23 protein-coding genes are annotated in these 21,247 nt (G+C 55.9%); 14 read left to right on the top strand and 9 right to left on the bottom strand.

Going from position 1 to position 21,247, the window contains the following annotated elements:
• Positions 1–281 precede the first annotated feature (281 nt).
• On the top strand, positions 282–1,010 hold the full coding sequence (locus ABLU80_RS24385) for a DUF6708 domain-containing protein (protein WP_063446714.1): 729 nt from the start codon (positions 282–284) through the stop codon (positions 1,008–1,010).
• 42 nt (positions 1,011–1,052) lie between these two features.
• Here ABLU80_RS24385 and ychF read toward each other — a convergent pair whose 3' ends face one another.
• Together ychF and pth are read right to left on the bottom strand one after the other, a co-directional pair.
• Positions 1,053–2,144, bottom strand: coding sequence for a redox-regulated ATPase YchF (gene ychF / locus ABLU80_RS24390; protein WP_015705079.1), 1,092 nt, complete (start codon positions 2,142–2,144; stop codon positions 1,053–1,055).
• Between the two features lie 117 nt (positions 2,145–2,261).
• Positions 2,262–2,846 (bottom strand): aminoacyl-tRNA hydrolase, encoded by a 585-nt coding sequence (gene pth, locus ABLU80_RS24395; protein WP_063446713.1) that lies wholly within the window; start codon positions 2,844–2,846, stop codon positions 2,262–2,264.
• Between the two features lie 270 nt (positions 2,847–3,116).
• Here pth and ychH point away from each other — a divergent pair, with 270 nt between their 5' ends.
• The gene (gene ychH, locus ABLU80_RS24400; protein WP_015367115.1) at positions 3,117–3,392 is read left to right on the top strand and encodes a stress-induced protein YchH; all 276 of its coding nucleotides are present in this window, start codon (positions 3,117–3,119) and stop codon (positions 3,390–3,392) included.
• Positions 3,393–3,435: 43 nt separating this feature from the next.
• Here ychH and dauA read toward each other — a convergent pair whose 3' ends face one another.
• From dauA to lolB, 4 genes are all read right to left on the bottom strand, one after another.
• Positions 3,436–5,127, bottom strand: a complete 1,692-nt coding sequence (gene dauA, locus ABLU80_RS24405; RefSeq protein ID WP_026612348.1) for a C4-dicarboxylic acid transporter DauA — start codon at positions 5,125–5,127, stop codon at positions 3,436–3,438.
• 124 nt (positions 5,128–5,251) lie between these two features.
• Entirely contained in the window at positions 5,252–6,199 is a 948-nt protein-coding gene (prs, locus tag ABLU80_RS24410; RefSeq protein ID WP_015367113.1) for a ribose-phosphate diphosphokinase, read from the bottom strand.
• 181 nt (positions 6,200–6,380) lie between these two features.
• Positions 6,381–7,232, bottom strand: coding sequence for a 4-(cytidine 5'-diphospho)-2-C-methyl-D-erythritol kinase (gene ispE, locus ABLU80_RS24415; protein WP_015367112.1), 852 nt, complete (start codon positions 7,230–7,232; stop codon positions 6,381–6,383).
• Positions 7,232–7,846 carry a lipoprotein insertase outer membrane protein LolB gene (lolB, locus tag ABLU80_RS24420; protein ID WP_015705083.1) on the bottom strand — a complete coding sequence of 205 codons (615 nt, stop codon included), beginning with the start codon at positions 7,844–7,846 and terminating at the stop codon, positions 7,232–7,234. The genes ispE and lolB overlap by 1 nt, the downstream gene beginning before the upstream one ends.
• A 271-nt stretch (positions 7,847–8,117) precedes the next feature.
• Between lolB and hemA the strand changes: the two genes are divergently transcribed.
• The 6 genes from hemA to kdsA are packed head-to-tail and all read left to right on the top strand — an operon-like array spanning position 8,118 to position 13,447.
• On the top strand, positions 8,118–9,374 hold the full coding sequence (gene hemA, locus ABLU80_RS24425) for a glutamyl-tRNA reductase (protein WP_015367110.1): 1,257 nt from the start codon (positions 8,118–8,120) through the stop codon (positions 9,372–9,374).
• A 40-nt stretch (positions 9,375–9,414) separates the two neighbouring features.
• Positions 9,415–10,497 carry a peptide chain release factor 1 gene (gene prfA, locus ABLU80_RS24430; protein WP_015367109.1) on the top strand — a complete coding sequence of 361 codons (1,083 nt, stop codon included), beginning with the start codon at positions 9,415–9,417 and terminating at the stop codon, positions 10,495–10,497.
• On the top strand, positions 10,497–11,348 hold the full coding sequence (prmC, locus tag ABLU80_RS24435; RefSeq protein ID WP_015705084.1) for a peptide chain release factor N(5)-glutamine methyltransferase: 852 nt from the start codon (positions 10,497–10,499) through the stop codon (positions 11,346–11,348). The genes prfA and prmC overlap by 1 nt, the downstream gene beginning before the upstream one ends.
• Positions 11,345–11,737 carry an invasion regulator SirB2 gene (gene sirB2 / locus ABLU80_RS24440; RefSeq protein ID WP_015367107.1) on the top strand — a complete coding sequence of 131 codons (393 nt, stop codon included), beginning with the start codon at positions 11,345–11,347 and terminating at the stop codon, positions 11,735–11,737. The genes prmC and sirB2 overlap by 4 nt, the downstream gene beginning before the upstream one ends.
• Positions 11,738–11,740: 3 nt before the next feature.
• Positions 11,741–12,553 carry an invasion regulator SirB1 gene (gene sirB1 / locus ABLU80_RS24445; RefSeq protein WP_015367106.1) on the top strand — a complete coding sequence of 271 codons (813 nt, stop codon included), beginning with the start codon at positions 11,741–11,743 and terminating at the stop codon, positions 12,551–12,553.
• Between the two features lie 39 nt (positions 12,554–12,592).
• A complete protein-coding gene (gene kdsA, locus ABLU80_RS24450) occupies positions 12,593–13,447 on the top strand; it encodes a 3-deoxy-8-phosphooctulonate synthase (protein ID WP_015367105.1) in 855 nt (284 codons plus the stop codon).
• Positions 13,448–13,525: 78 nt separating this feature from the next.
• Here kdsA and chaA read toward each other — a convergent pair whose 3' ends face one another.
• Positions 13,526–14,626: a sodium-potassium/proton antiporter ChaA gene (gene chaA / locus ABLU80_RS24455; protein ID WP_015367104.1), complete on the bottom strand. Its 1,101-nt coding sequence runs from the start codon at positions 14,624–14,626 to the stop codon at positions 13,526–13,528.
• A gap of 265 nt (positions 14,627–14,891) precedes the next feature.
• Here chaA and chaB point away from each other — a divergent pair, with 265 nt between their 5' ends.
• Together chaB and ABLU80_RS24465 are read left to right on the top strand one after the other, a co-directional pair.
• Positions 14,892–15,122 (top strand): putative cation transport regulator ChaB, encoded by a 231-nt coding sequence (gene chaB / locus ABLU80_RS24460; protein WP_015367102.1) that lies wholly within the window; start codon positions 14,892–14,894, stop codon positions 15,120–15,122.
• 148 nt (positions 15,123–15,270) lie between these two features.
• Complete coding sequence (locus ABLU80_RS24465; protein ID WP_015705085.1) at positions 15,271–15,951, top strand: gamma-glutamylcyclotransferase; 681 nt, start codon at positions 15,271–15,273, stop codon at positions 15,949–15,951.
• A gap of 27 nt (positions 15,952–15,978) precedes the next feature.
• On the opposite strand, the gene ABLU80_RS24470 is transcribed toward ABLU80_RS24465, so the two are convergent.
• Together ABLU80_RS24470 and ABLU80_RS24475 are read right to left on the bottom strand one after the other, a co-directional pair.
• Positions 15,979–16,221, bottom strand: a complete 243-nt coding sequence (locus ABLU80_RS24470; RefSeq protein ID WP_015705086.1) for a DUF1883 domain-containing protein — start codon at positions 16,219–16,221, stop codon at positions 15,979–15,981.
• A gap of 227 nt (positions 16,222–16,448) precedes the next feature.
• Positions 16,449–16,802, bottom strand: coding sequence for a DsrE/DsrF/TusD sulfur relay family protein (locus tag ABLU80_RS24475; RefSeq protein WP_015367099.1), 354 nt, complete (start codon positions 16,800–16,802; stop codon positions 16,449–16,451).
• A 66-nt stretch (positions 16,803–16,868) separates the two neighbouring features.
• Between ABLU80_RS24475 and nasR the strand changes: the two genes are divergently transcribed.
• The 4 genes from nasR to ABLU80_RS24495 all read left to right on the top strand — a co-directional run bounded on the left by nasR (position 16,869) and on the right by ABLU80_RS24495 (position 21,243).
• Complete coding sequence (nasR, locus tag ABLU80_RS24480) at positions 16,869–18,065, top strand: nitrate regulatory protein NasR (RefSeq protein ID WP_063446711.1); 1,197 nt, start codon at positions 16,869–16,871, stop codon at positions 18,063–18,065.
• Between the two features lie 237 nt (positions 18,066–18,302).
• Entirely contained in the window at positions 18,303–19,559 is a 1,257-nt protein-coding gene (locus ABLU80_RS24485; protein ID WP_047079577.1) for a CmpA/NrtA family ABC transporter substrate-binding protein, read from the top strand.
• A gap of 1 nt (position 19,560) precedes the next feature.
• Entirely contained in the window at positions 19,561–20,445 is an 885-nt protein-coding gene (gene ntrB / locus ABLU80_RS24490; protein WP_348850555.1) for a nitrate ABC transporter permease, read from the top strand.
• 9 nt (positions 20,446–20,454) lie between these two features.
• Positions 20,455–21,243: an ABC transporter ATP-binding protein gene (locus ABLU80_RS24495; protein ID WP_348850556.1), complete on the top strand. Its 789-nt coding sequence runs from the start codon at positions 20,455–20,457 to the stop codon at positions 21,241–21,243.
• Positions 21,244–21,247: the final 4 nt, after the last annotated feature.

The following is a 21,247-nucleotide window of genomic DNA, read 5'->3' on the forward strand; positions in this document are numbered from 1 at the left end:
AATATTTATTGACGAAACTATTAGTGTGACGACTCATATAAATTATTTGAAATTTACATGGATATATTCCTCTTCGTTATTGTTTCTGAGTTTATCTATTGCCACTGGTATTGTTAATTCCAGCGTCGATTGGTTTTGATAAAATGTCAATAACTGCAGACAGAATACGGCAAAACTCCAGAGTATGGTTTACTGAGGGAAAACGAAAGAATATACCTGAAAGTGCGGTTACCTGGAAAAGCGATGCCAGAAAAAGTTGACTCTATAATGGTGAATTAGTCATGAAAAAATCCCGTTTAATCCCGCAGGCAAAATACTGGGATGAAGATCTATCCGAACCAACGGAAGAACAGCGTTACTATCCCCGGTTGATTCGGGTAAATGAAATTAATGATGTATGGATGGAGATCCCGCGTTACGAAAATCACGGATGGGGAGGGCTATGGTTTTTTGCAATTATTTCACTTATACCCCTTTGCAATTTTTTTGCTATGACTATTAGCTTAGGCTTTATATATGATTTATTTGGCAATTTAATATATTTTTTTATATGTATCTCATTCCCACTGTTTTGTTTTCGAACATTATTATTCGTTCCTCGTGGTGCTCCTGTCCGTTTTAATCGTAAACGCCAGAAGGTGTATGTCTATGAGCATCAGCGTAGCGTCTGGCCATGGAAGCGTTGGCCAACAACCATTAAGGTGTTCAACTGGGCAGATATTCGTGGCGAAAGGATATTTATGGCCGGACGCGCAGATTATGGCCACCGCTTGTATTGTGCAGTCTGTAAACCAGGAACAGACGAGGTTGTCGACCGATTTATTCTTAGCTGGACGGTGGGCGATATAAAAATGATTTACGGGCTATGGAGCCACTGCTGTCAATATATGCAGGGCAAGGCCGTGTCGGATAAACCGCTGAAGACGGAAATTCCGCTTAGCTGGACGCCATTTAAAAATATACACTGGCCAGAAGAGATTGACCGGGAATCAACAACGGCCGCCTCATAGAATGAAAAATCCGCGCCGGAGCGCGGATTTTATCGTCCGGGATTAGACGTTGAACAAGAAGTTCATCACGTCGCCATCTTTAACGATGTAGTCTTTCCCTTCCGCACGCATTTTACCGGCTTCTTTCGCGCCTTGTTCACCTTTATAAGCAATGAAATCTTCATAGGCGATGGTCTGGGCGCGGATAAAGCCTTTTTCGAAGTCGGTGTGGATTTTACCGGCAGCCTGTGGCGCGGTAGCGCCAACCGGAATGGTCCATGCGCGAACTTCTTTCACGCCAGCGGTGAAGTAGGTCTGCAGGTTCAGCAGAGCGTAGCCTGCGCGGATCACGCGGTTCAGGCCCGGCTCTTCAAGGCCCAACTCGGCCATGAACTCGTCACGCTCTTCGTCGTCCAGCTCGGCAATGTCGGATTCAACGGCGGCGCAAACCGGAACCACCACGGAACCTTCTTGCTCAGCGATAGCGCGAACCTGGTCGAGATACGGGTTGTTTTCAAAACCGTCTTCGTTAACGTTGGCGATGTACATGGTCGGCTTCAGGGTCAGGAAGCTCAGATAGCGGATCGCTTCTTTCTCTTCTTTGCTTAGATCCAGCGCGCGCAGCATGCCTGCTTTTTCCAGCTGCGGCAGGCATTTTTCCAGCGCGGCCAGTTCAACCTTAGCGTCTTTATCGCCGCCTTTGGCCTTCTTGGACACGCGGTGAATGGCGCGTTCGCAGGTGTCGAGGTCGGACAGCGCCAGCTCGGTGTTGATAACGTCAATATCTTCCGCCGGATCGACTTTACCCGCGACGTGGATAATGTTGTCATTTTCAAAGCAACGCACTACGTGGCCGATGGCTTCGGTTTCACGAATATTGGTCAGGAACTGGTTACCCAGGCCTTCGCCTTTGGACGCGCCTTTAACCAGACCGGCAATATCAACGAATTCCATGGTCGTCGGCAGGATACGCTGCGGCTTGACGATCTCAGCCAGTTTGTCCAGACGCGGATCGGGCATCGGTACGACACCGGTGTTCGGCTCAATGGTACAGAACGGGAAGTTGGCCGCTTCAATACCTGCTTTGGTGAGCGCATTGAACAGGGTGGATTTGCCGACGTTGGGCAAACCGACGATACCGCATTTGAATCCCATGATTTAAATCACCTTAATCTTTGGATAATCAGTCTGTTATGAATAACAGACTGTAGAAAAGTAAATAGCTTCGCCTATTATACACGGTGTGCGGCAAAAATTCCGCACGTCGGACGCTTATTGCGCTTTAAAGGCGTGTAAACGGTTGGTTGCTTTGGTTAAACCGTCTTTCAGCCACATCTCGGTACAGCGCGCCGCTTCATCAACCGCTTCGTCAATTAGCTTCTGTTCGCTGGCCGGTGGTTTACCCAGCACAAAGCCGACAACTTTATTTTTATCGCCCGGATGGCCAATTCCGACGCGTAAGCGGTGAAAGTTTGGGTTATTACCCAGCTTGCTGATAATGTCCTTCAGGCCATTATGACCGCCGTGTCCGCCGCCAAGTTTGAATTTAGCGACGCCGGGGGGTAAATCGAGCTCGTCGTGGGCGACCAGAATTTCATCCGGATTAATACGGTAAAAGGTAGCCATCGCGGCCACCGCTTTGCCGCTGAGATTCATAAAGGTGGTCGGCACCAGCAGGCGCACGTCTTCCCCCGCCAGGCTCAGGCGCGAGGTATAGCCGAAGAATTTGCTCTCTTCTCGCAGCGGCGCGCGGTGGCGCTCAGCCAGTAAATCTACGTACCAGGCGCCGGCGTTATGGCGCGTTGCCGCGTATTCCGCTCCGGGGTTAGCCAGGCCGACAATCAGTTTTATCGTCACTTTTTATTCCTGCATAGGCGTACTTTGCCGCGTAGTGTACTGCCTGCGTCGGCGCTTGACAAAATTCTGCCAGCGAAACGCTACCGTTGCTGATAATTTCCACTTTGAACCATTAGAATTTGATGTTGTTCAGTGGCTTATTTGTAAACTTTTGTTGATCAGATGTTCCCGAATGTGATCACTCACGCAATCACTCATATCCCTATTGTCTATACTTAACCTATAAATTTTGGGGATATTCCCATGTAGCCCAAGGTCCGGAGGTGACATATGAAACGCAGAAACGCTTCGTTACTCGGTAACATACTGATGGGTTTAGGGTTGGTTGTGATGGTGGTCGGCGTTGGTTACTCTATTTTAAACCAGCTTCCACAATTTAACCTGCCGCAATTCTTTGCTCATGGCGCGGTGTTGAGTATTTTCGTCGGCGCCGTTTTGTGGCTGGCGGGCGCTCGCGTTGGCGGTCATGAAAGAGTCTCCGACCGCTATTGGTGGGTACGCCACTACGATAAACGCTGCCGTCGCGACCAGCATCGTCACAGCTAACTGAATTCAGCTCGCCGGATCTCCCTTCCGGCGAGCCTCTCTTTTATTGCGTTAATTCAATATCCGCCAGCGCCGCGGTACGGTCCGGGTAGAAGCTCAGGCGTCCCGGAATCGGCTGGACGCCTGCGCGCGCTAAAGTACGCAGCGGCTGGAACTCAAGGTTCGATACCCGCAGCTCGCAGCCTTCCGGCAGGCGCTTCACAAAGCGCAAGAAAGCGTCAAGACCGCCGGCGTCCAGCACCGGCACCGCATCCCACTTCAGCACCACCACGCGCTTGCCTGCAATCCGGCTTTCCAAATCGGTGAACAATCCTTCCGCCGCGGCGAAGAACAGCGGGCCGATCACCCGTAGCACCAGTACATCGTCCGGCACTTCAACGTTGACCGGCGCCAGTCGCGTCATGCGCGCGATGCGGCGCATAAACAGCAGCGAAGCCAGCACGATACCGACGCTAATAGCGATGACCATATCGAACAGCACGGTCAGCGACATGCACATCAGCAGCACAACGATGTCGTCTTTTGGCCCGTGGCGTAGCAGGTTAATCACCTTATGCGCCTCGCTCATGTTCCACGCTACCATCAGCAGCAGGGCAGCCATGGCCGACAGTGGCAGCCACGAGAGCAGCGGGGCGAGGATTAGCAGCGCGAGGATCACCAGCAGGGCATGGATCACCGCGGAAATCGGCGAGGTCGCGCCGGCGCGCACGTTAGCCGCGGAGCGAGCAATCGCCGCGGTGGCGGTAATGCCGCCAAAGAATGGCGCGATGATATTGCCCAGGCCCTGGCCGACCAGCTCGCTATTCGCTTTGTGTTTGGTGCCGGTCATACCATCGAGCACCACCGCGCAGAGCAGTGATTCAATGGCGCCCAGCATCGCCATAGAGAAGGCGGCAGGCAGCAGCGCGCGCAGCGACGACCAGCTCAGGGTGAACTCCGAGCCCGGCATATCCCACGGCAACACCAGCTGCGGCAGCAATTGCGGGATACCGTTGCCCTGGCTGCCATCGGCGAGGATATAGTGGAACTGCGAGCCGATGGTCGCCACATGTCCGCCGAGTAAATTAACGATGCCCATCACCGCACAGCCCGCCAGCAGCGCCGGCAGGTGCCCCGGCAGGCGGATGCCCAAACGCGGCCAGAAAATCAGAATACCCAGCGTCACGATACCGATGGCGGCATCGCCAACGTTAATTGTCGGCAGCGCCATCACCAGCGCGCCGACTTTCTGCAGATAGTGCTCTGGGACATGCGCCATCTGCAGACCAAGGAAGTCTTTAATTTGCATGGTACCGATGGTGATGCCGATACCGGAGGTAAAGCCAAGGGTGACTGAAAGCGGGATATATTCAATCAGACGGCCAAAGCGGGCGAGGCCGAAAAGGATTAAGAAGATACCCGACATTAGCGTCGCCACCAGCAAGCCGGCCAGGCCAAACTGTTGTGACACCGGATAGAGGATCACCACGAAGGCCGCGGTGGGGCCGGAAACGCTAAAGCGTGAACCGCCGGTCAGGGCGATGACGATTCCCGCCACCGCCGAGGTGTAGAGTCCATATTGAGGCGCTACGCCGCTGCCAATTGCTAACGCCATCGCCAGCGGGATAGCGATGATCCCGACGGTTATCCCGGCGATGAGATCGCGGGTAAAGCGCGATGCAGTGTATTTTTCTTTCCAGCAAGCGTCGATGAGGGCGCGGAAAGGCATCACATGTGAGGAAAATAATCTATTCACAATAATGTTTCATCCATGAGCGCATCATCTGTCAACTGAATGGCAGGTGAAGGAGGCATTAGTCATACAAATATGAACCAGAGACAAAAAAACCCGCCGCAGCGGGTTTTTCGGCTGGGCTCGATTAGTGCTCGAACATAGCGGAAATGGATTCTTCGTTGCTGATACGACGAATCGCTTCGGCCAGCATACCTGACAGGGTCAGGGTGCGGACTTTGTCCAGCGCTTTGATTTCCGGCGTCAGCGGAATGGTATCGCAGACGACGAATTCATCAATCACAGAGTTTTTAATGTTCTGGATAGCATTGCCGGAGAAGATCGGGTGAGTCGCGTAGGCGAAGACACGTTTCGCACCGCGTTCTTTCAGCGCTTCCGCTGCTTTACACAGGGTACCGCCGGTATCGATCATGTCATCAACCATCACGCAGTCACGGCCAGCGACGTCGCCGATGATATGCATCACCTGAGAAACGTTAGCGCGCGGGCGGCGTTTATCGATGATCGCCATGTCGGTATCGTTCAGCAGCTTCGCGATAGCGCGAGCGCGAACCACGCCGCCGATGTCCGGAGAAACCACGATCGGGTTGTCCAGATTCAGCTGCAGCATATCTTCGAGCAGAATTGGGCTACCGAATACGTTATCAACAGGAACATCAAAGAAGCCCTGAATCTGTTCAGCGTGCAGGTCAACGGTTAGTACGCGGTCAACGCCGACACTGGACAGGAAGTCAGCGACGACTTTAGCGGTGATTGGCACACGAGCGGAACGTACGCGACGGTCCTGGCGGGCATAGCCGAAGTAAGGGATAACAGCGGTGATACGACCTGCAGAAGCGCGACGCAGGGCATCAACCATAACAACCAATTCCATCAGGTTGTCATTGGTGGGAGCACAAGTGGACTGGATGATGAAAATATCACCACCGCGTACGTTTTCGTTGATTTGTACGCTGACTTCGCCGTCGCTAAAACGACCTACAGCGGCGTCGCCAAGAGAAGTGTACAGGCGGTTGGCAATACGTTGTGCTAGTTCCGGGGTGGCGTTACCAGCAAAAAGCTTCATATCAGGCACGAGAAGAACCTCAGGCATGCGTCCAGTGGTGGATGAAACGGGCCATTAAACTGTGCGGGCCGGCGCCATCTCATCCAGGCGGTGTATTAAAGAGCACGATGCAACGTCTGGAACAGGGTGACGTTGTCACCGATACTCTGTTTGCCCGGCAAACTTGCCGTTATTCATGCAAAAAGCAGAATTACTTCAGTAGGGCTTGCTTCAGCGGCGAGACATTTATTCCTCGCGCAACAAAGCCTTGCAGCCATTCCGGGGCTTTTTCCAGCACCTGACGAGCGGCGGATTCGGTGTCAAATTCAGCAAACACACAGGCTCCTGTGCCAGTCAGGCGCGACGGCGCGTATTCTAACAGCCAGGAAAGCGTTGCATCAACCTCACGAAAACGTTTTCTTGCGATAACCTCGCAATCGTTGCCGAATTCACAGTTTAGTAAGGTATTAATTGACCTGCTCGGGGTATTTCGTGGTAACTCCGGATCGCGAAAAATGATCGGCGTCGGGATACTCACGCCCGGGTGGGCGACCAGATACCATTTTTCCGGCGGATCGACCGGGGTGAGAATCTCGCCAACCCCTTCGGCAAACGCCGCGTGACCGCGAACGAAAACCGGGACATCGGCGCCGAGCTGTAGCCCAAGCGTCGCCAGCTGGTCTTCGCTAAGCCCGCAGCCCCACAGATGATTGAGGGCTACCAGCACCGTCGCGGCGTTAGAAGAGCCGCCGCCTAAGCCGCCGCCCATCGGCAGGCGTTTGTCGATGCTGATATCCGCGCCGCTGCCTGCGGGGAGTTGACCGTGAGACTCCGCCGCCGCCATCAGTAGCCTGGCGGCGCGAATAATCAGGTTCTCTTCATCCGGCACGCCGGCGACCGGCGTTAACAACCGCAGTTTGCCGTCGCGGCGCGGTTCAATGGTCAGCGTGTCGCCATAGTCGAGAAACTGAAACAACGTCTGTAGCGTGTGATAACCATCGGCGCGTTGACCGGTGATATACAAAAACAGATTCAATTTTGCGGGGGCGGGCCAGCGACTCATCATTTCACAATCCAGTTATCCATTTTCAGCTTGATGCGCTGGCTGCCGTTGTTGAGTTCCATATTTGACGGCAGGGTGGGTTTGGTGTCGCTGGTGTAGCCGCTGTAGGTCACGTGCCAGGTTTTACCGTTCTGCGTGTAGTTGAGTTCGCGCAGGCGGTACTGGTCATCCAGCGAATAGTCGGTTGCATCGCCCGGCAGGCCGATAATCCACTGACGCAGGCTGTTAAGCGGGATCGGCATGCCGGTCAGGCGGCCAATCATCTCTTCGGCATCGGTGGCATTGTAGGTCTGGCCTTTGTTGTCAATTAATTGGACGCCGCCCGGCTGCGCGGTTAATGACAGTTCGGTGCTGCCAAGCGGGTTGGTCAGCAGCAGGCGGTAGCGGTCCTGGCCGGTTTGTTGCCAGAAGAAACGGGCATACACTTTCTGCTCATCGGAAAGATAGGCAAACGCCCCGCGGGTCTGGAACTGGTTAAGGTTGCGGACATCCTGCTGGTGCTGGCGCCATTGCGGGGAGTCCGGGCTTTTGCCGGGCCCTTGCGGCGGAGTATTGATTGCACAGGCGGTCAGAACGAGGCTTGCCAACGGCAGCAGGCGGAACAGTCGATTCATAATGATGACAAATCCTTGATGTCTACAGTGAAATGCGGCGACTGATGGTTCGCACACCGATTTGTGTAGCGGGTTGCAATAATAACCCTTAATGCTAGCGTCGCTGGCCGATAGCGTCTACGTTCAAGTTGTCTGAAATCAAAAAATTACCGTTAGTGGCTATTAAGCCCTGACTATTACTCCAAAAGGGGGGCGTCTCTTTTATTGAGTACGCGCATCCTGTATGATGCGCTCAGACTAACCTTAGCAACGCTGGTACTATTCCCTCACCATGACCCTTTTAGCTCTTGGCATCAACCACAAAACAGCTCCGGTAGCGCTGCGAGAACGCGTAACGTTTTCGCCGGATACGCTCGACAAGGCGCTGGAGAGCTTATTGGCTCAGCCGATGGTGCAGGGCGGGGTAGTGTTATCTACCTGTAATCGCACGGAGCTGTATCTCAGCGTTGAAGAGCAGGACAACCTGCAGGAAGCGCTGATCCGCTGGCTATGTGACTTCCACGGCCTGAATGAAGAAGACCTACGTAAAAGTCTTTATTGGCATCAGGATAACGACGCCGTCAGCCATCTGATGCGTGTCGCCAGCGGCCTGGATTCACTCGTGCTTGGCGAGCCGCAAATCCTCGGGCAGGTGAAAAAAGCGTTTGCGGATTCCAGCCGCGGCCATCTGAACGTCAGCGAACTGGAGCGCATGTTCCAGAAATCGTTCTCGGTGGCTAAGCGCGTACGGACCGAAACCGATATCGGCGCCAGCGCCGTTTCCGTTGCTTTCGCCGCCTGTACGCTGGCTCGGCAAATTTTTGAATCGCTCTCCAGCGTCACGGTGTTACTGGTTGGCGCGGGGGAAACTATCGAACTGGTCGCCCGCCATCTGCGCGAACATAACGTTCGCAAAATGGTGATTGCCAACCGCACCCGTGAACGCGCCCAGGCGCTGGCGGATGAAGTCGGCGCGGAAGTTATCGCCCTCAGCGATATCGACGAGCGCTTAAAAGACGCCGATATAATTATCAGTTCTACCGCCAGCCCGCTGCCGATCATCGGCAAAGGGATGGTCGAGCGCGCGCTGAAGGCGCGCCGCAATCAGCCGATGCTGCTGGTGGATATCGCGGTGCCCCGCGACGTCGAGCCGGAAGTCGGCAAGCTGGCCAACGCCTATCTGTACAGCGTTGATGACCTGCAAAATATCATTCAGCACAATCTGGCGCAGCGTAAGGCCGCGGCGGTGCAGGCGGAATCGATCGTCGAGCAGGAAACCAGCGAATTTATGGCCTGGCTGCGCGCCCAAAGCGCCAGCGAGACTATCCGCGAATATCGTTCCCAATCCGAGCAGGTTCGCGAGGAGCTGACGGCGAAAGCGCTTGCCGCGCTGGAGCAGGGCGGCGATGCGCAGGAAATTATGCAAGATCTGGCCCGTAAGCTGACCAACCGCCTGATCCACGCTCCAACCAAATCTCTTCAGCAGGCTGCCCGTGACGGGGATGATGAACGCCTGCATATTCTGCGCAACAGCCTCGGGCTGGAATAGCGCACATTTCTCTATTTAAAGACAGGGTGAATTCACGCCTATGAAGCCTTCTATTGTTGCTAAACTGGAAGCTCTGTACGAACGCCATGAAGAAGTTCAGGCGCTGCTTGGCGACGCCGCCACCATTGCCGACCAGGACCGTTTCCGCGCGCTGTCGCGCGAATATGCGCAGCTTGGCGATGTTGCCCGCTGCTATACCGACTGGCGCCAGGTGCAGGACGATATCGAAACCGCGCAGATGATGCTCGACGATCCGGAAATGCGCGAAATGGCGCAGGAAGAGCTGCGCGATGCCAAAGAAAAAAGCGAAGCGCTGGAACAACAGCTGCAGGTGCTGCTGCTGCCGAAAGATCCGGACGATGAACGTAACGCTTTTGTCGAAGTTCGCGCCGGCACCGGCGGCGATGAAGCGGCGCTGTTCGCCGGGGATCTCTTCCGCATGTACACCCGCTACGCCGAGGCCCGCCGCTGGCGGGTCGAAATCATGAGCGCCAACGAAGGCGAACATGGCGGATTTAAAGAAGTGATTGCCAAGATCAGCGGCGACGGCGTCTATGGGCGGCTGAAATTTGAATCCGGCGGCCATCGCGTCCAGCGCGTTCCGGCGACCGAATCCCAGGGGCGTATCCACACCTCCGCCTGTACCGTGGCGGTGATGCCGGAGCTGCCGGAAGCCGAAATGCCGGATATCAACCCGGCGGACCTGCGTATTGATACCTTCCGCTCCTCGGGCGCGGGCGGTCAGCACGTCAACACCACCGACTCCGCTATCCGTATTACCCACTTGCCGACCGGTATCGTCGTTGAGTGTCAGGACGAACGTTCACAGCATAAAAACAAAGCCAAGGCGCTGTCGGTGCTGGGTGCGCGTATTCGCGCCGCCGAAGTCGCCAAGCGTCAGCAGGCGGAAGCGTCTACCCGCCGTAACCTGCTGGGCAGCGGCGACCGCAGCGACCGCAATCGTACCTACAACTTCCCACAGGGGCGCGTGACCGACCACCGTATCAACCTGACTCTTTACCGTCTGGATGAAACCATGGAAGGCAAACTGGATATGCTGATCGAACCGATTGTGCAGGAATTCCAGGCTGACCAGCTGGCGGCGCTTTCCGAGCAGGAATGATGACCTTTCGACAGTGGCTTACTCAGGCAATAGCCCGGCTCGGCGCGAGCGACAGCCCGCGTCGCGACGCCGAGATCTTACTGGGGTACGTCACCGGCAAAGCGCGGACCTGGATCCTCGCTTTTGACGAAACCGTATTGACGGCGGAACAGTTGGCGGAGCTGGAAGCATTGCTGGCGCGCCGCGCCAACGGCGAGCCGGTGGCTCATCTGGTTGGTCAGCGCGAGTTCTGGTCGCTGCCGCTGTTTGTCTCGCCGGCGACGCTGATCCCGCGGCCCGACACCGAATGCCTGGTCGAGCAGGCGCTGGTACGCTTGCCGCAGACGGCCTGCCGTATCCTGGATCTTGGCACCGGCACCGGCGCTATCGCCCTGGCGTTGGCCAGCGAGCGGGCGGACTGCGAGGTCACTGCCGTTGATTTTATGCCTGACGCCGCGGCGCTCGCCGCGCGCAATGCCGCTCATCTCGCTCTCAACAACGTGACCGTGCTGCAGAGCGACTGGTTTAGCGCGCTCAAGGGGCAGAGGTTCGCGATGATTGTCAGTAATCCCCCCTATATCGATGAAACCGATCCGCATCTTGCCGAGGGCGATGTCCGCTTTGAGCCGAGAACGGCATTGGTCGCCGCCGACCAGGGGCTGGCCGATTTAGCGCATATCATCCGTGAAGGGCGTCAGTACTTGTTACCCAACGCTTATATGCTACTGGAGCATGGCTGGAAGCAGGGCGAGGCGGTACGCGCATTGTTTAATGAAGCAGGTTATCTCGATGTCGAGACCTGCCGCGATTATGGCGATAACGAACGTCTGACTCTCGGGCGTTGGCCGCACAAGGAGCAAGCCGGCGAATGAATTTATTTACTGCAGTACTCTATTTGCATATTGCCTGCGTGGTGACATCCGTCGGGCTTTTCGTGCTGCGTTACTGGTGGACCTACAGCGGCAGCGCGATGCTCAACCAGCGCTGGGTGCGTATCGCGCCGCATTGTAGCGATACGCTGCTGTTTCTCAGCGGCGCGGGATTAATGGCGATTACGCACTATCTGCCGTTTACCGAAGATGGCGCATGGCTGACTGAAAAGCTGTTTGGCGTTATCATTTACATCGCATTAGGATTTATTGCGTTGGGCCGACGTCGCCCGCGCCGCCAGCAGACCCGGTTCATCGCCTTTCTGCTGGCGCTGGTGGTGTTGTTCTTCATCGTTCAACTCGCCATCACAAGAATACCGTTACTGGGGTAAGGCATGAGGTCATTAGCTGATTTCGAATTTAACAAAGCGCCATTATGCGAAGGCATGGTCCTCATTTCTGAATTGATCCGCGACGACTTTCCGACGCACTTTGTGCAGGATGAGCTGCAGCGGTTGTTAACACTGGCGCAGGAAGAGATTGCCACCTCCTGGGATCAGGAGCGTCAGCTCGACCGGCTGCTGGAATTGTTCTATCACGAGTGGGGCTTCGGCGCGTCGCAGGGCATTTATCGTCTGTCCGATGCGTTATGGCTGGATAAAGTGCTGGTGAATCGCCAGGGGAGCGCCGTGTCGCTGGGGGCGATTCTGTTATGGATTGCCCAGCGTCTGGATTTACCGGTGGTACCGGTTATTTTCCCCACGCAGATGCTGCTGCGCGCCGACCCGGAAGCCAGCGAAGAGATGTGGTTGATTAACCCATTCAACGGCGAGACGCTTGATGAACACACGCTTGAGGTGTGGCTGAAGGGGAATATCAGCCCGGTGGCAGAACTGTTCAATGAAGATCTCGATGAGGCCGATAACGCCGAAGTGATCCGCAAACTGCTCGATACGCTGAAATCGGCGTTGATGGAAGAGCGGCAGATGGAGCTGGCCCTACGCGCCAGCGAAGCGCTGCTGCAGTTCAATCCCGAAGACCCGTATGAAATTCGCGACCGCGGGCTTATCTATGCCCAACTGGAGTGCGATCACGTGGCGCTGTTGGATCTCAATTATTTCGTTGAGCAGTGTCCGGAGGATCCGATTAGCGAGATGATCCGTGCGCAGATCAACACGATTTCACATAAACAAATTACATTGCATTAGTCTGGAACCATTCCGGTTACACCCTGATAAGGCGATCTTATGAAACAAAAAGTGGTTAGCATTGGTGATATCAACGTAGCAAACGACCTGCCGTTCGTGCTGTTTGGCGGAATGAACGTGCTGGAGTCCCGCGATCTTGCGATGCGTATCTGCGAACACTATGTGACCGTCACGCAAAAGCTGGGCATTCCGTATGTGTTCAAAGCCTCTTTTGATAAAGCCAACCGTTCTTCCATTCACTCCTATCGTGGGCCGGGTCTGGAAGAAGGGATGAAGATTTTCCAGGAGCTGAAGCAGACCTTCGGCGTGAAAATCATCACCGACGTCCACGAAGCCAGCCAGGCGCAGCCGGTGGCCGATGTGGTTGACGTGATTCAGCTGCCAGCGTTCCTCGCGCGTCAGACTGACCTGGTGGAAGCGATGGCTAAAACCGGCGCTGTCATCAACGTCAAGAAACCGCAATTCGTCAGCCCGGGCCAGATGGGCAACATCGTTGATAAATTTATTGAAGGCGGGAACGACAAAGTGATCCTGTGCGATCGCGGCGCTAATTTCGGCTACGACAACCTGGTCGTTGATATGCTCGGCTTCGGCGTAATGAAGAAAGCGTCCAACAACTCGCCGGTCATCTTTGACGTGACCCACGCCCTGCAGTGCCGCGACCCGTTTGGCGCTGCTTCAGGCGGTCGCCGCGCTCAGGTGACGGAACTGGCTCGCGCCGGGATGGCGGTGGGTATCGCCGGTCTGTTCATTGAAGCGCATCCGGATCCGGATCACGCGAAATGTGACGGCCCGTCCGCGCTGCCGCTGGCTAAACTGGAACCGTTCCTGAAGCAAATGAAAGCGATCGACGATCTGGTGAAAAGCTTCGACGAGCTGGATACCAGCAACTAAGTTTCGCTGAGCTGTAAAAAAGCCTGCCGGTTTCGCCACCGACAGGCTTTTTTTTGGGCTTTATTACTGATTACCCGGTCAGGCAAATATCGTCATCAGGTAGGCGGCGAACAGCGCCAGATGCGCCGCGCCGTTAAGGACATTGGTGCGCCCGGTTGAGAACGAAATGTGGCACAGCACCAGCGACGCCACCATCACCACCATTTCCGGCGCTCCCAAACCGAAGCGGAGTTCATTGCCGGTAAGGAAGGCGATAAGCGTGACGACAGGCACCGTCAGGGAAATCGTCGCCAGCACCGAACCGAAGAACAAATTCATCGCGCGCTGTACCTGGTTGTTCAGCACCGCTTTCAAGGCGCCGAGTCCTTCCGGCGAGAGAATCAATAGCGCCACCAGGAAACCGGTAAAGGCCACCGGCGCGTTCATGCTGGTCAACAGCGTTTCCAGCGGATTAGCGTTCATTTTGGTAACGGCGATAACCGCAACCAGGTGTACCAGTAACCAGGCCGTGTGCCAGCCGCTGCTATGCGCCGAGGGCTTACCGTGATGCGGGTCGTCATCGTCGCTGTCATCTTCATGCTCGTACACAAACAGGCTCTGGTGTGTTTTGGTCTGAATGAGCAGGAATACGCCATACATGGCGGCGGAAATCAGCGCCACCAGTAGCGCCTGGCCGGTGCTGAAATTGGCGCCCGGTAACGCCATCGGGAATACCAGTACGATAATCGCCAGCGGGAAGAGGGCGATCAGATACTGCTTGATACCAAACAAATTCATATACTGCGTGGCGAATTTACGTCCGCCCAGCAGTAAAGAGAAGCCGACCAGACCGCCGGTGACGATCATAATGATTGAATATAACGTATCGCGCATTAGCGTTGGCGCGGCGTCGCCGGTCGCCATTAATGCGGAAATGAGGCTCACTTCAAGAATGACCACTGACAGGCTCAAAATTAATGAACCATAGGGCTCGCCGAGGCGGTGAGCAAGAACGTCGGCATGGCGAACCACGCTAAATGCGCTACTCAGAATCCCGACCAGCGCCAGAATATTAATCGCAACGACCACTGGTAGTGATTGACTGCTTCCCCAGAGAAACAGCACCACCAGTGCTAAAACCGGAAAAACGAGGGAGGTCTCCTTGTGGCGGGTCTTAACCGCCTCATGTGCATGTGTCATGAACCATCTCCATTTATGCAGGTGTTATAATTATAGATAACGTAAGTTGATAAAATAACAGACATTGATTGGTTTAATTTGTATTTTTACTTAAATTTACCACTCTTGCATAAGAAATGCGTTGGTCTGCTAAAAAAGGCTATTACGTATGTTTTATACATATTTTTCAGATGATTACTAAAAATCATTTCTCAATATTCATGTCATTTGCCAACCCGGGAATTGTGTTCCAGACTTAGCTTTTACCCTGATTCTGGAGGTCATTATGCCTTACCGTAGTAAACAAGAACTTCCCGATAGCGTTCAGCACGTCTTGCCGGAACACGCGCAGGAAATTTATAAAGAAGCTTTCAATAGCGCGTGGGATCAATATAAAGATAAAGCCGACCGTCGCGATGATGCCAGCCGTGAGGAGACGGCGCATAAAGTCGCCTGGGCGGCGGTGAAAAATGATTATCAAAAAGGCGATGACGACAAATGGCATAAGAAAAAGTAATCACTTTTGCGATCTAATTTTTTGTCAGCCCCCTTGTCAACGCTCCGTTAATTGCTTATTGAGTAATAAAGCTGGATAATAATTCAGCAATATTCACGGATGGCACAGATTATCGCCGGGAAGCAGGCAGTGGCGGAGGTAGTAGAAAGTGTTAACTCGTGATTTCTTAATGAATGCGGATTGTAAAACGGCGTTTGGCGCGATTGAGGAATCGCTGCTGTGGTCGGCGGAGCAGCGGGCGGCCTCGTTGGCGGCGACTCTGGCCTGTCGTCCGGATAACGGTTCGGTGTGGATTTTCGGCTACGGTTCGTTGATGTGGAACCCGGCGCTGGAATACAGCGAATCCTGCACCGGTACGCTGCCGGGTTGGCATCGCGCGTTTTGCCTGCGCCTGACCGCCGGTCGTGGCAGCGCGCATCAGCCGGGCAGGATGCTGGCGTTGAAGGAAGGCGGCCGTACCACCGGCGTGGCCTATCGTCTGCCGGATGAGACGCTGGAGCAAGAGCTGACGTTACTGTGGAAGCGAGAAATGATCACCGGCTGCTATTTGCCAACCTGGTGCCGTCTGGAGCTTGATGACGGCCGCACGGTGAATGCGCTGGTGTTTATTATGGATCCGCGCCACCCGCTGTATGAATCCGATACCAGCGCGCAGACCATTGCGCCGCTGATAGCCCGCGCCAGCGGGCCGCTCGGCACCAATGCCCAGTATCTCTTTTCGTTGGATCAGGAATTACGCAAGCTTGGCATGCGCGACGCCAGTCTTGACGATCTGATTATCCAGGTGCGACATCTGGTCGGCGAGGCGAGCCAACCTGGGCTCGCATAAAACGCCCGGTCTACCGGGCGTGGAGATTCAGGCGGGAACGTAGCTAATGGAGTGCTCGAGGGACTGACTATGGCTGTCGATCAGCACGTTCCAGGTGCCGCTGTAGGGCACGGTGAGATAAGCGCTGTCCCTGTCCTGCACGCTAAAAATATCGGCGTGGCTGTCGCCGGCGGCCTTGGCGCTCATTAAGTGAATATGACAGCGCTCTGAACAGCGCACCACCAGCGTATCACCGCCGAATAACGTTAAACTTGCTTTTACCATTGCCATTTTCATACCCCGTTTCTGTCTCTGAATTCATCAACCCGCGCGTGATATTGTTCACACTTTGCTCGTTGCATAACACCAAAGGGGGAGCGTGTGGATGATGATTTCGATCAACAAAATGGATAACGATTAAACAAAAATGACAATCTTCCTGAAAGCGTTCAGCTGGCGTACTTTTGCATCAGCAATGCCCACCAGCCTGACATTTAATGCTGTTAATGGCGGTTAATTCAGAAGGTCAGCACTTTATCCGCCGCCAGCGTCCACTGCGCCAGCTCGACCAGCGTTCCCACTTCCACGCCATCTACTAATGGCAAATGGGTGATCCCGCGTCCGTCCGTACAGGTCTTGCAGAGTTTTACCGGCACATTCTGCGCGGTGAGGATCTCCAGCATCTGCTGGATGTTATAGCCTTCCGCCGGTTTCTGTCCGCGAAGCCCGGCGGTCACCGCATCGGACATTAAAAACAGCTTCAGATCGAGGTCTGACTCCTGCTCACGCAGGGCGATAGCCAGGCGCAGGCTATTAAACAAGGATTCACTGCCGTAAGCGGCTCCGTTGGCGACAATCACAATACGTTGCATAAAGACTCCTTTTATCAGGCATGGTTATTGCTTAGCTTTATCTAAAGACGTAATTCGGGAGGGGGTATGAATAATACGACCGGCATGACGCCTGAAGCAATCGGCTGGTTTCATTATGCGCGCCAGCTACAAAAACAGCAGCTCCGCCAGCTAACGCAGCAAGGGACGCTGGCGAGCGAAATAAGTGGGTTGGTCCATATGCTGCAGTGCGAGCGCGGCGCCTCCAATATGTGGCTCTCTTCCGAGGGCCGCTTGTATGACGCCGAGCGTCGGGCTGGCGGGGCGCTGGTGGACGCGCGCTTAAGCGCTTTTTATGCCGCGCTGCAACCGGCGCGGGAATCCGCCAGCAGCGCGCTGTGTTGGCGTATAGCCAGCGCGGTGTGGTATCTGGCGCAGCTTCCGGCGCTGCGAGCGGCGGTGCAAGACCGCGCGGTGGACGCTCAGGAGGCCACTCAGCGCTTTAGCCGTATTATTCGCCATTTATTGAATATTGTGCCGCAGTTGAATGACAGCATTGACGATCCGCAGATCGCCGGGCGCATGGTCGCCCTGTACAGCTTTATGCAGGGTAAAGAGCTGGCGGGCCAGGAGCGCGCGCTGGGAGCGTTGGGCTTCGCGCGCGGCCAATTTAACGGCGAGCTCCGTCAGCAGTTGGTTGACCGCATTGACGGTCAGCAGCCCTGTTTTGACAGCTTTCAGGCGCTCTCCGGTCTGCCGCGGGCGCTTGAGCTGCTGCAGGGTTGCGAAGCCGGGCGCGAGATTGAACAACTGCGGCGCATCGCCTGTACCCGCCAGCCCTCGGCGGACGAAGGGGCCGCGGCGCAGCGCTGGTTTAGCCTGCAAACTGAACGGCTTGAGCAGATGCGCAGTCTGGAGGAGGCGTTGATTGCCGACCTGCTCAGCGCGACCCGGCAACTGCTCGAACGTGGAGAAGACGATATGCCGCCGCTGCAATGGCCTGAAGAAGAGTGCGGCGATAGCCTGACTTTGCGCCTGGATAAGCAGCTGCTGCCGCTGGTCCGCCAGCAGGCGTGGGAACTTGAGCAACTCTCCGGCCAACTGGCCTCGCTGCAAGCCGCATTTGAGGAGCGCAAGATTATAGATAAAGCGAAAGCGCTGCTGATGAGCCATCAGGGAATGCAGGAAGAACAGGCCTGGCAGGCGTTGCGTAAAATGGCGATGGATAAGAACCAGCGGATGGTAGAAATCGCCCGCGCGCTGCTGACGGTGAAAGCTCTGCTGCCGGACTCATCGTCAAATTGAATGCACAATCAGCGGGCAGGCATTGCCTGACGATGGTGCAATAGTTGACGCGGAGAGCGGTAAAACAACGTCTGGCGGGCAATAACACAAATTGGCATCCGCTTTGCATTACTGAACTTGAGTGAATCAACAATTTGAGACAACGGACCAACGGCGGTCTGAAGGTCTCTGGATAAAGGCGTCCTGCGGTGCGAAAGCACTGCCGGGCGCTTTTTTTTTGCGCGTTCTGGAGCGGCTATGGGCGATAAAGTTTTCATTTCACGACGGCGCTTTTTGCAGGCCGGGGCGGCGCTGAGCGGCGCTATGCTGCTGCCCGGCGTGATGCAGGCGGCGTGGGCGGCGGGTTCCGATAAGCCGGAGTTGGCCACCGTGCGGGTCGGATTCATCCCGCTAACCGACTGCGCGCCGCTGGCGATTGCGGCATTGAAAGGATTCGATAAAAAGTATGGCATCAGCCTGCAGCCAAGTAAGGAAGCTAGTTGGGCGGCAGTGCGCGATAAGCTGGTCGCCGGCGAACTCGATGCGGCGCATATCCTCTACGGCATGCTGTATGGCCTTGAGCTTGGTATTGCCGGCAAACCGCAGCAGATGGCCAACCTGATGACCCTGAACCGCAACGGTCAGGCGATCACCCTCTCTAGTGACCTACAGGCGCAAGGCGTGAGCGATAGTCATGGGCTCAAGCGGCTGATCGACCAAAAAGCGCCGGGCAGCTACACCTTCGCCCACACCTTTCCTACCGGCACCCATGCGATGTGGCTCTATTACTGGCTGGCGAACGCCGGTATCGACCCCTTCGCCGATGTGCGCATGGTGGTCGTGCCGCCGCCGCAAATGGTGATGAACATGCGCATCGGCAATATGGTTGGCTTCTGCGTTGGCGAACCCTGGAACGCGCGAGCGATCAACGATCGCATTGGTTTTACGGCGGCAACCAGCCAGCAAATCTGGGCGGATCATCCGGAAAAAATCCTCGGCGCGCGCAGCGATTGGGTGGCGCGCTATCCAAATACCGCAAGGGCGCTGGTGGCGGCGCTGCTGGAGGCCCAGCGCTGGATTGAAGCGTCTGCCGACAACACCCGCGAAACCGCGCGGATCCTCGCCAGACGGGCGTGGCTCAACACCAAAGAACAGTACCTTAGCGGGCGCATGCTTGGCGAATACGACAATGGCATCGGCAAACGCTGGCGCGACGCTCATCCCATGCGCTTCTTCCAGCAGGGGGAAGCCAGTTATCCGTGGCTCTCCGACGGCATGTGGTTCTTAACCCAATTCCGCCGCTGGGGCCTGCTGAAAAGCGCGCCGGATTATCAGGCGGTAGCGCAGCGTATCAACCGCATCGACCTGTGGAAAGAGGCGGCCCAGGCCGTGGGCGGCATCACTGCGCCAACGCAAACGTTACGCAGCAGCACGCTGCTGGACGGCAAAGTGTGGAACGGCGTCGACCCGGAAGGGTACGCCGCCAGTTTCGCCATTCAACATAAGGGGGCATGAGATGAAACCAGCCATTAACACGCAGCCGCGCGCGCAGACCTCAACCGCGCTGGGCGAAATCATTGTCCTGCCGCCGCTGCAGGTACGCAAAGCTACGCCGTCCGTCAGGCGCTGGCTGAACGCCGCGCTGCAGCGTCTACTGCCGCCGCTGCTGGGCCTGGCTCTGCTGCTGCTCGGCTGGCAGCTGGCGGCGATTGGCGCGAAAGGCTTCCCGACGCCGTTGAGCACTCTGGATTCGGCGCTGACGCTGTTTTCCGACCCCTTCTACCGCGACGGACCGAACGATATGGGCATCGGCTGGAACGTGCTGGCTTCGCTACAGCGGGTCGCGGTGGGCTTTGGTTTAGCGGCGCTGGCCGGTATTCCGCTGGGCTTTCTTATCGGCCGCTCGCTGTTCTTTGCGCGAATGTTTAACCCGCTCATCGCGCTGCTGCGCCCGGTGAGTCCGCTGGCGTGGTTACCGATTGGCCTGCTGCTGTTCCAGAAGGCGGAACCGGCTTCCAGCTGGACCATTTTTATCTGCTCTATCTGGCCGATGGTCATTAACACCGCGGAAGGCGTCAGGCGTATCCCGCAGGACTATCTCAATGTGGCTCGCGTGCTGCAGCTGTCGGAATGGACGGTGATGCGCAAAATCCTCTTTCCGGCAGTGCTGCCCGCGGTATTAACCGGCGTGCGGCTGTCGATAGGCATTGCCTGGCTGGTGATCGTCGCCGCCGAGATGCTGACCGGCGGGTTGGGTATTGGATTCTGGATCTGGAATGAATGGAACAACCTCAATGTGGAAAACATCATCATCGCCATCGTCATTATCGGCGTCGTCGGCCTGCTGCTCGAACAGGGGCTCATATTGCTCGCCCGCCGCTTCAGCTGGCAGGAAAAATAAGGAGTCGCTATGAAACCATTAATTCAGGTACAGGCCGTCAGTCAACGCTTTAACACCGCCAGCGGCGAGTTCCTGGCGCTGCAGAACGTCTCTTTTGATATTCACGAAGGGGAAACCATTAGCCTGATTGGCCACTCCGGATGCGGCAAATCCACGCTATTGAATCTGATTGCCGGGATTACCCAGCCCACTGAGGGCGGGCTGCTATGCGATAACCGTGAAATTTCCGGCCCGGGACCGGAGCGGGCGGTGGTGTTCCAGAACCATTCGCTGCTGCCATGGCTGAGCTGTTTTGACAACGTGGCGCTGGCGGTGGATCAGGTGTTTCGCCGTACCATGAGCAAGGCAGAGCGCCGGGAGTGGATCGAACACAATTTACAGCGAGTACAGATGGGGCACGTGCTGCACAAACGGCCGGGGGAGATCTCCGGCGGTATGAAACAGCGGGTTGGCATCGCGCGCGCGCTGGCGATGAAGCCAAAAGTGTTACTGCTTGATGAGCCTTTTGGCGCGCTGGACGCGCTCACCAGAGCCCATCTGCAGGACGCAGTAATGCACATCCAGCAGGAACTGAACACCACCATTGTCGTGATCACCCACGACGTCGATGAAGCGGTGCTGCTTTCCGACCGGGTGTTAATGATGACCAATGGACCGGCCGCGACGATCGGCGAGATCCTTGACGTTAATCTGCCGCGTCCGCGTAACCGGGTCCAGCTGGCGGAAGATAACCACTACCACCACCTGCGTCAGCAGATCCTCCATTTCCTCTACGAAAAGCAGCCGAAAGCGGCCTAAGGCG

The sequence above is a fragment of the Klebsiella sp. CN_Kp104 genome (genome assembly GCF_040064515.1).
Lineage (GTDB): Bacteria > Pseudomonadota > Gammaproteobacteria > Enterobacterales > Enterobacteriaceae > Klebsiella > Klebsiella aerogenes.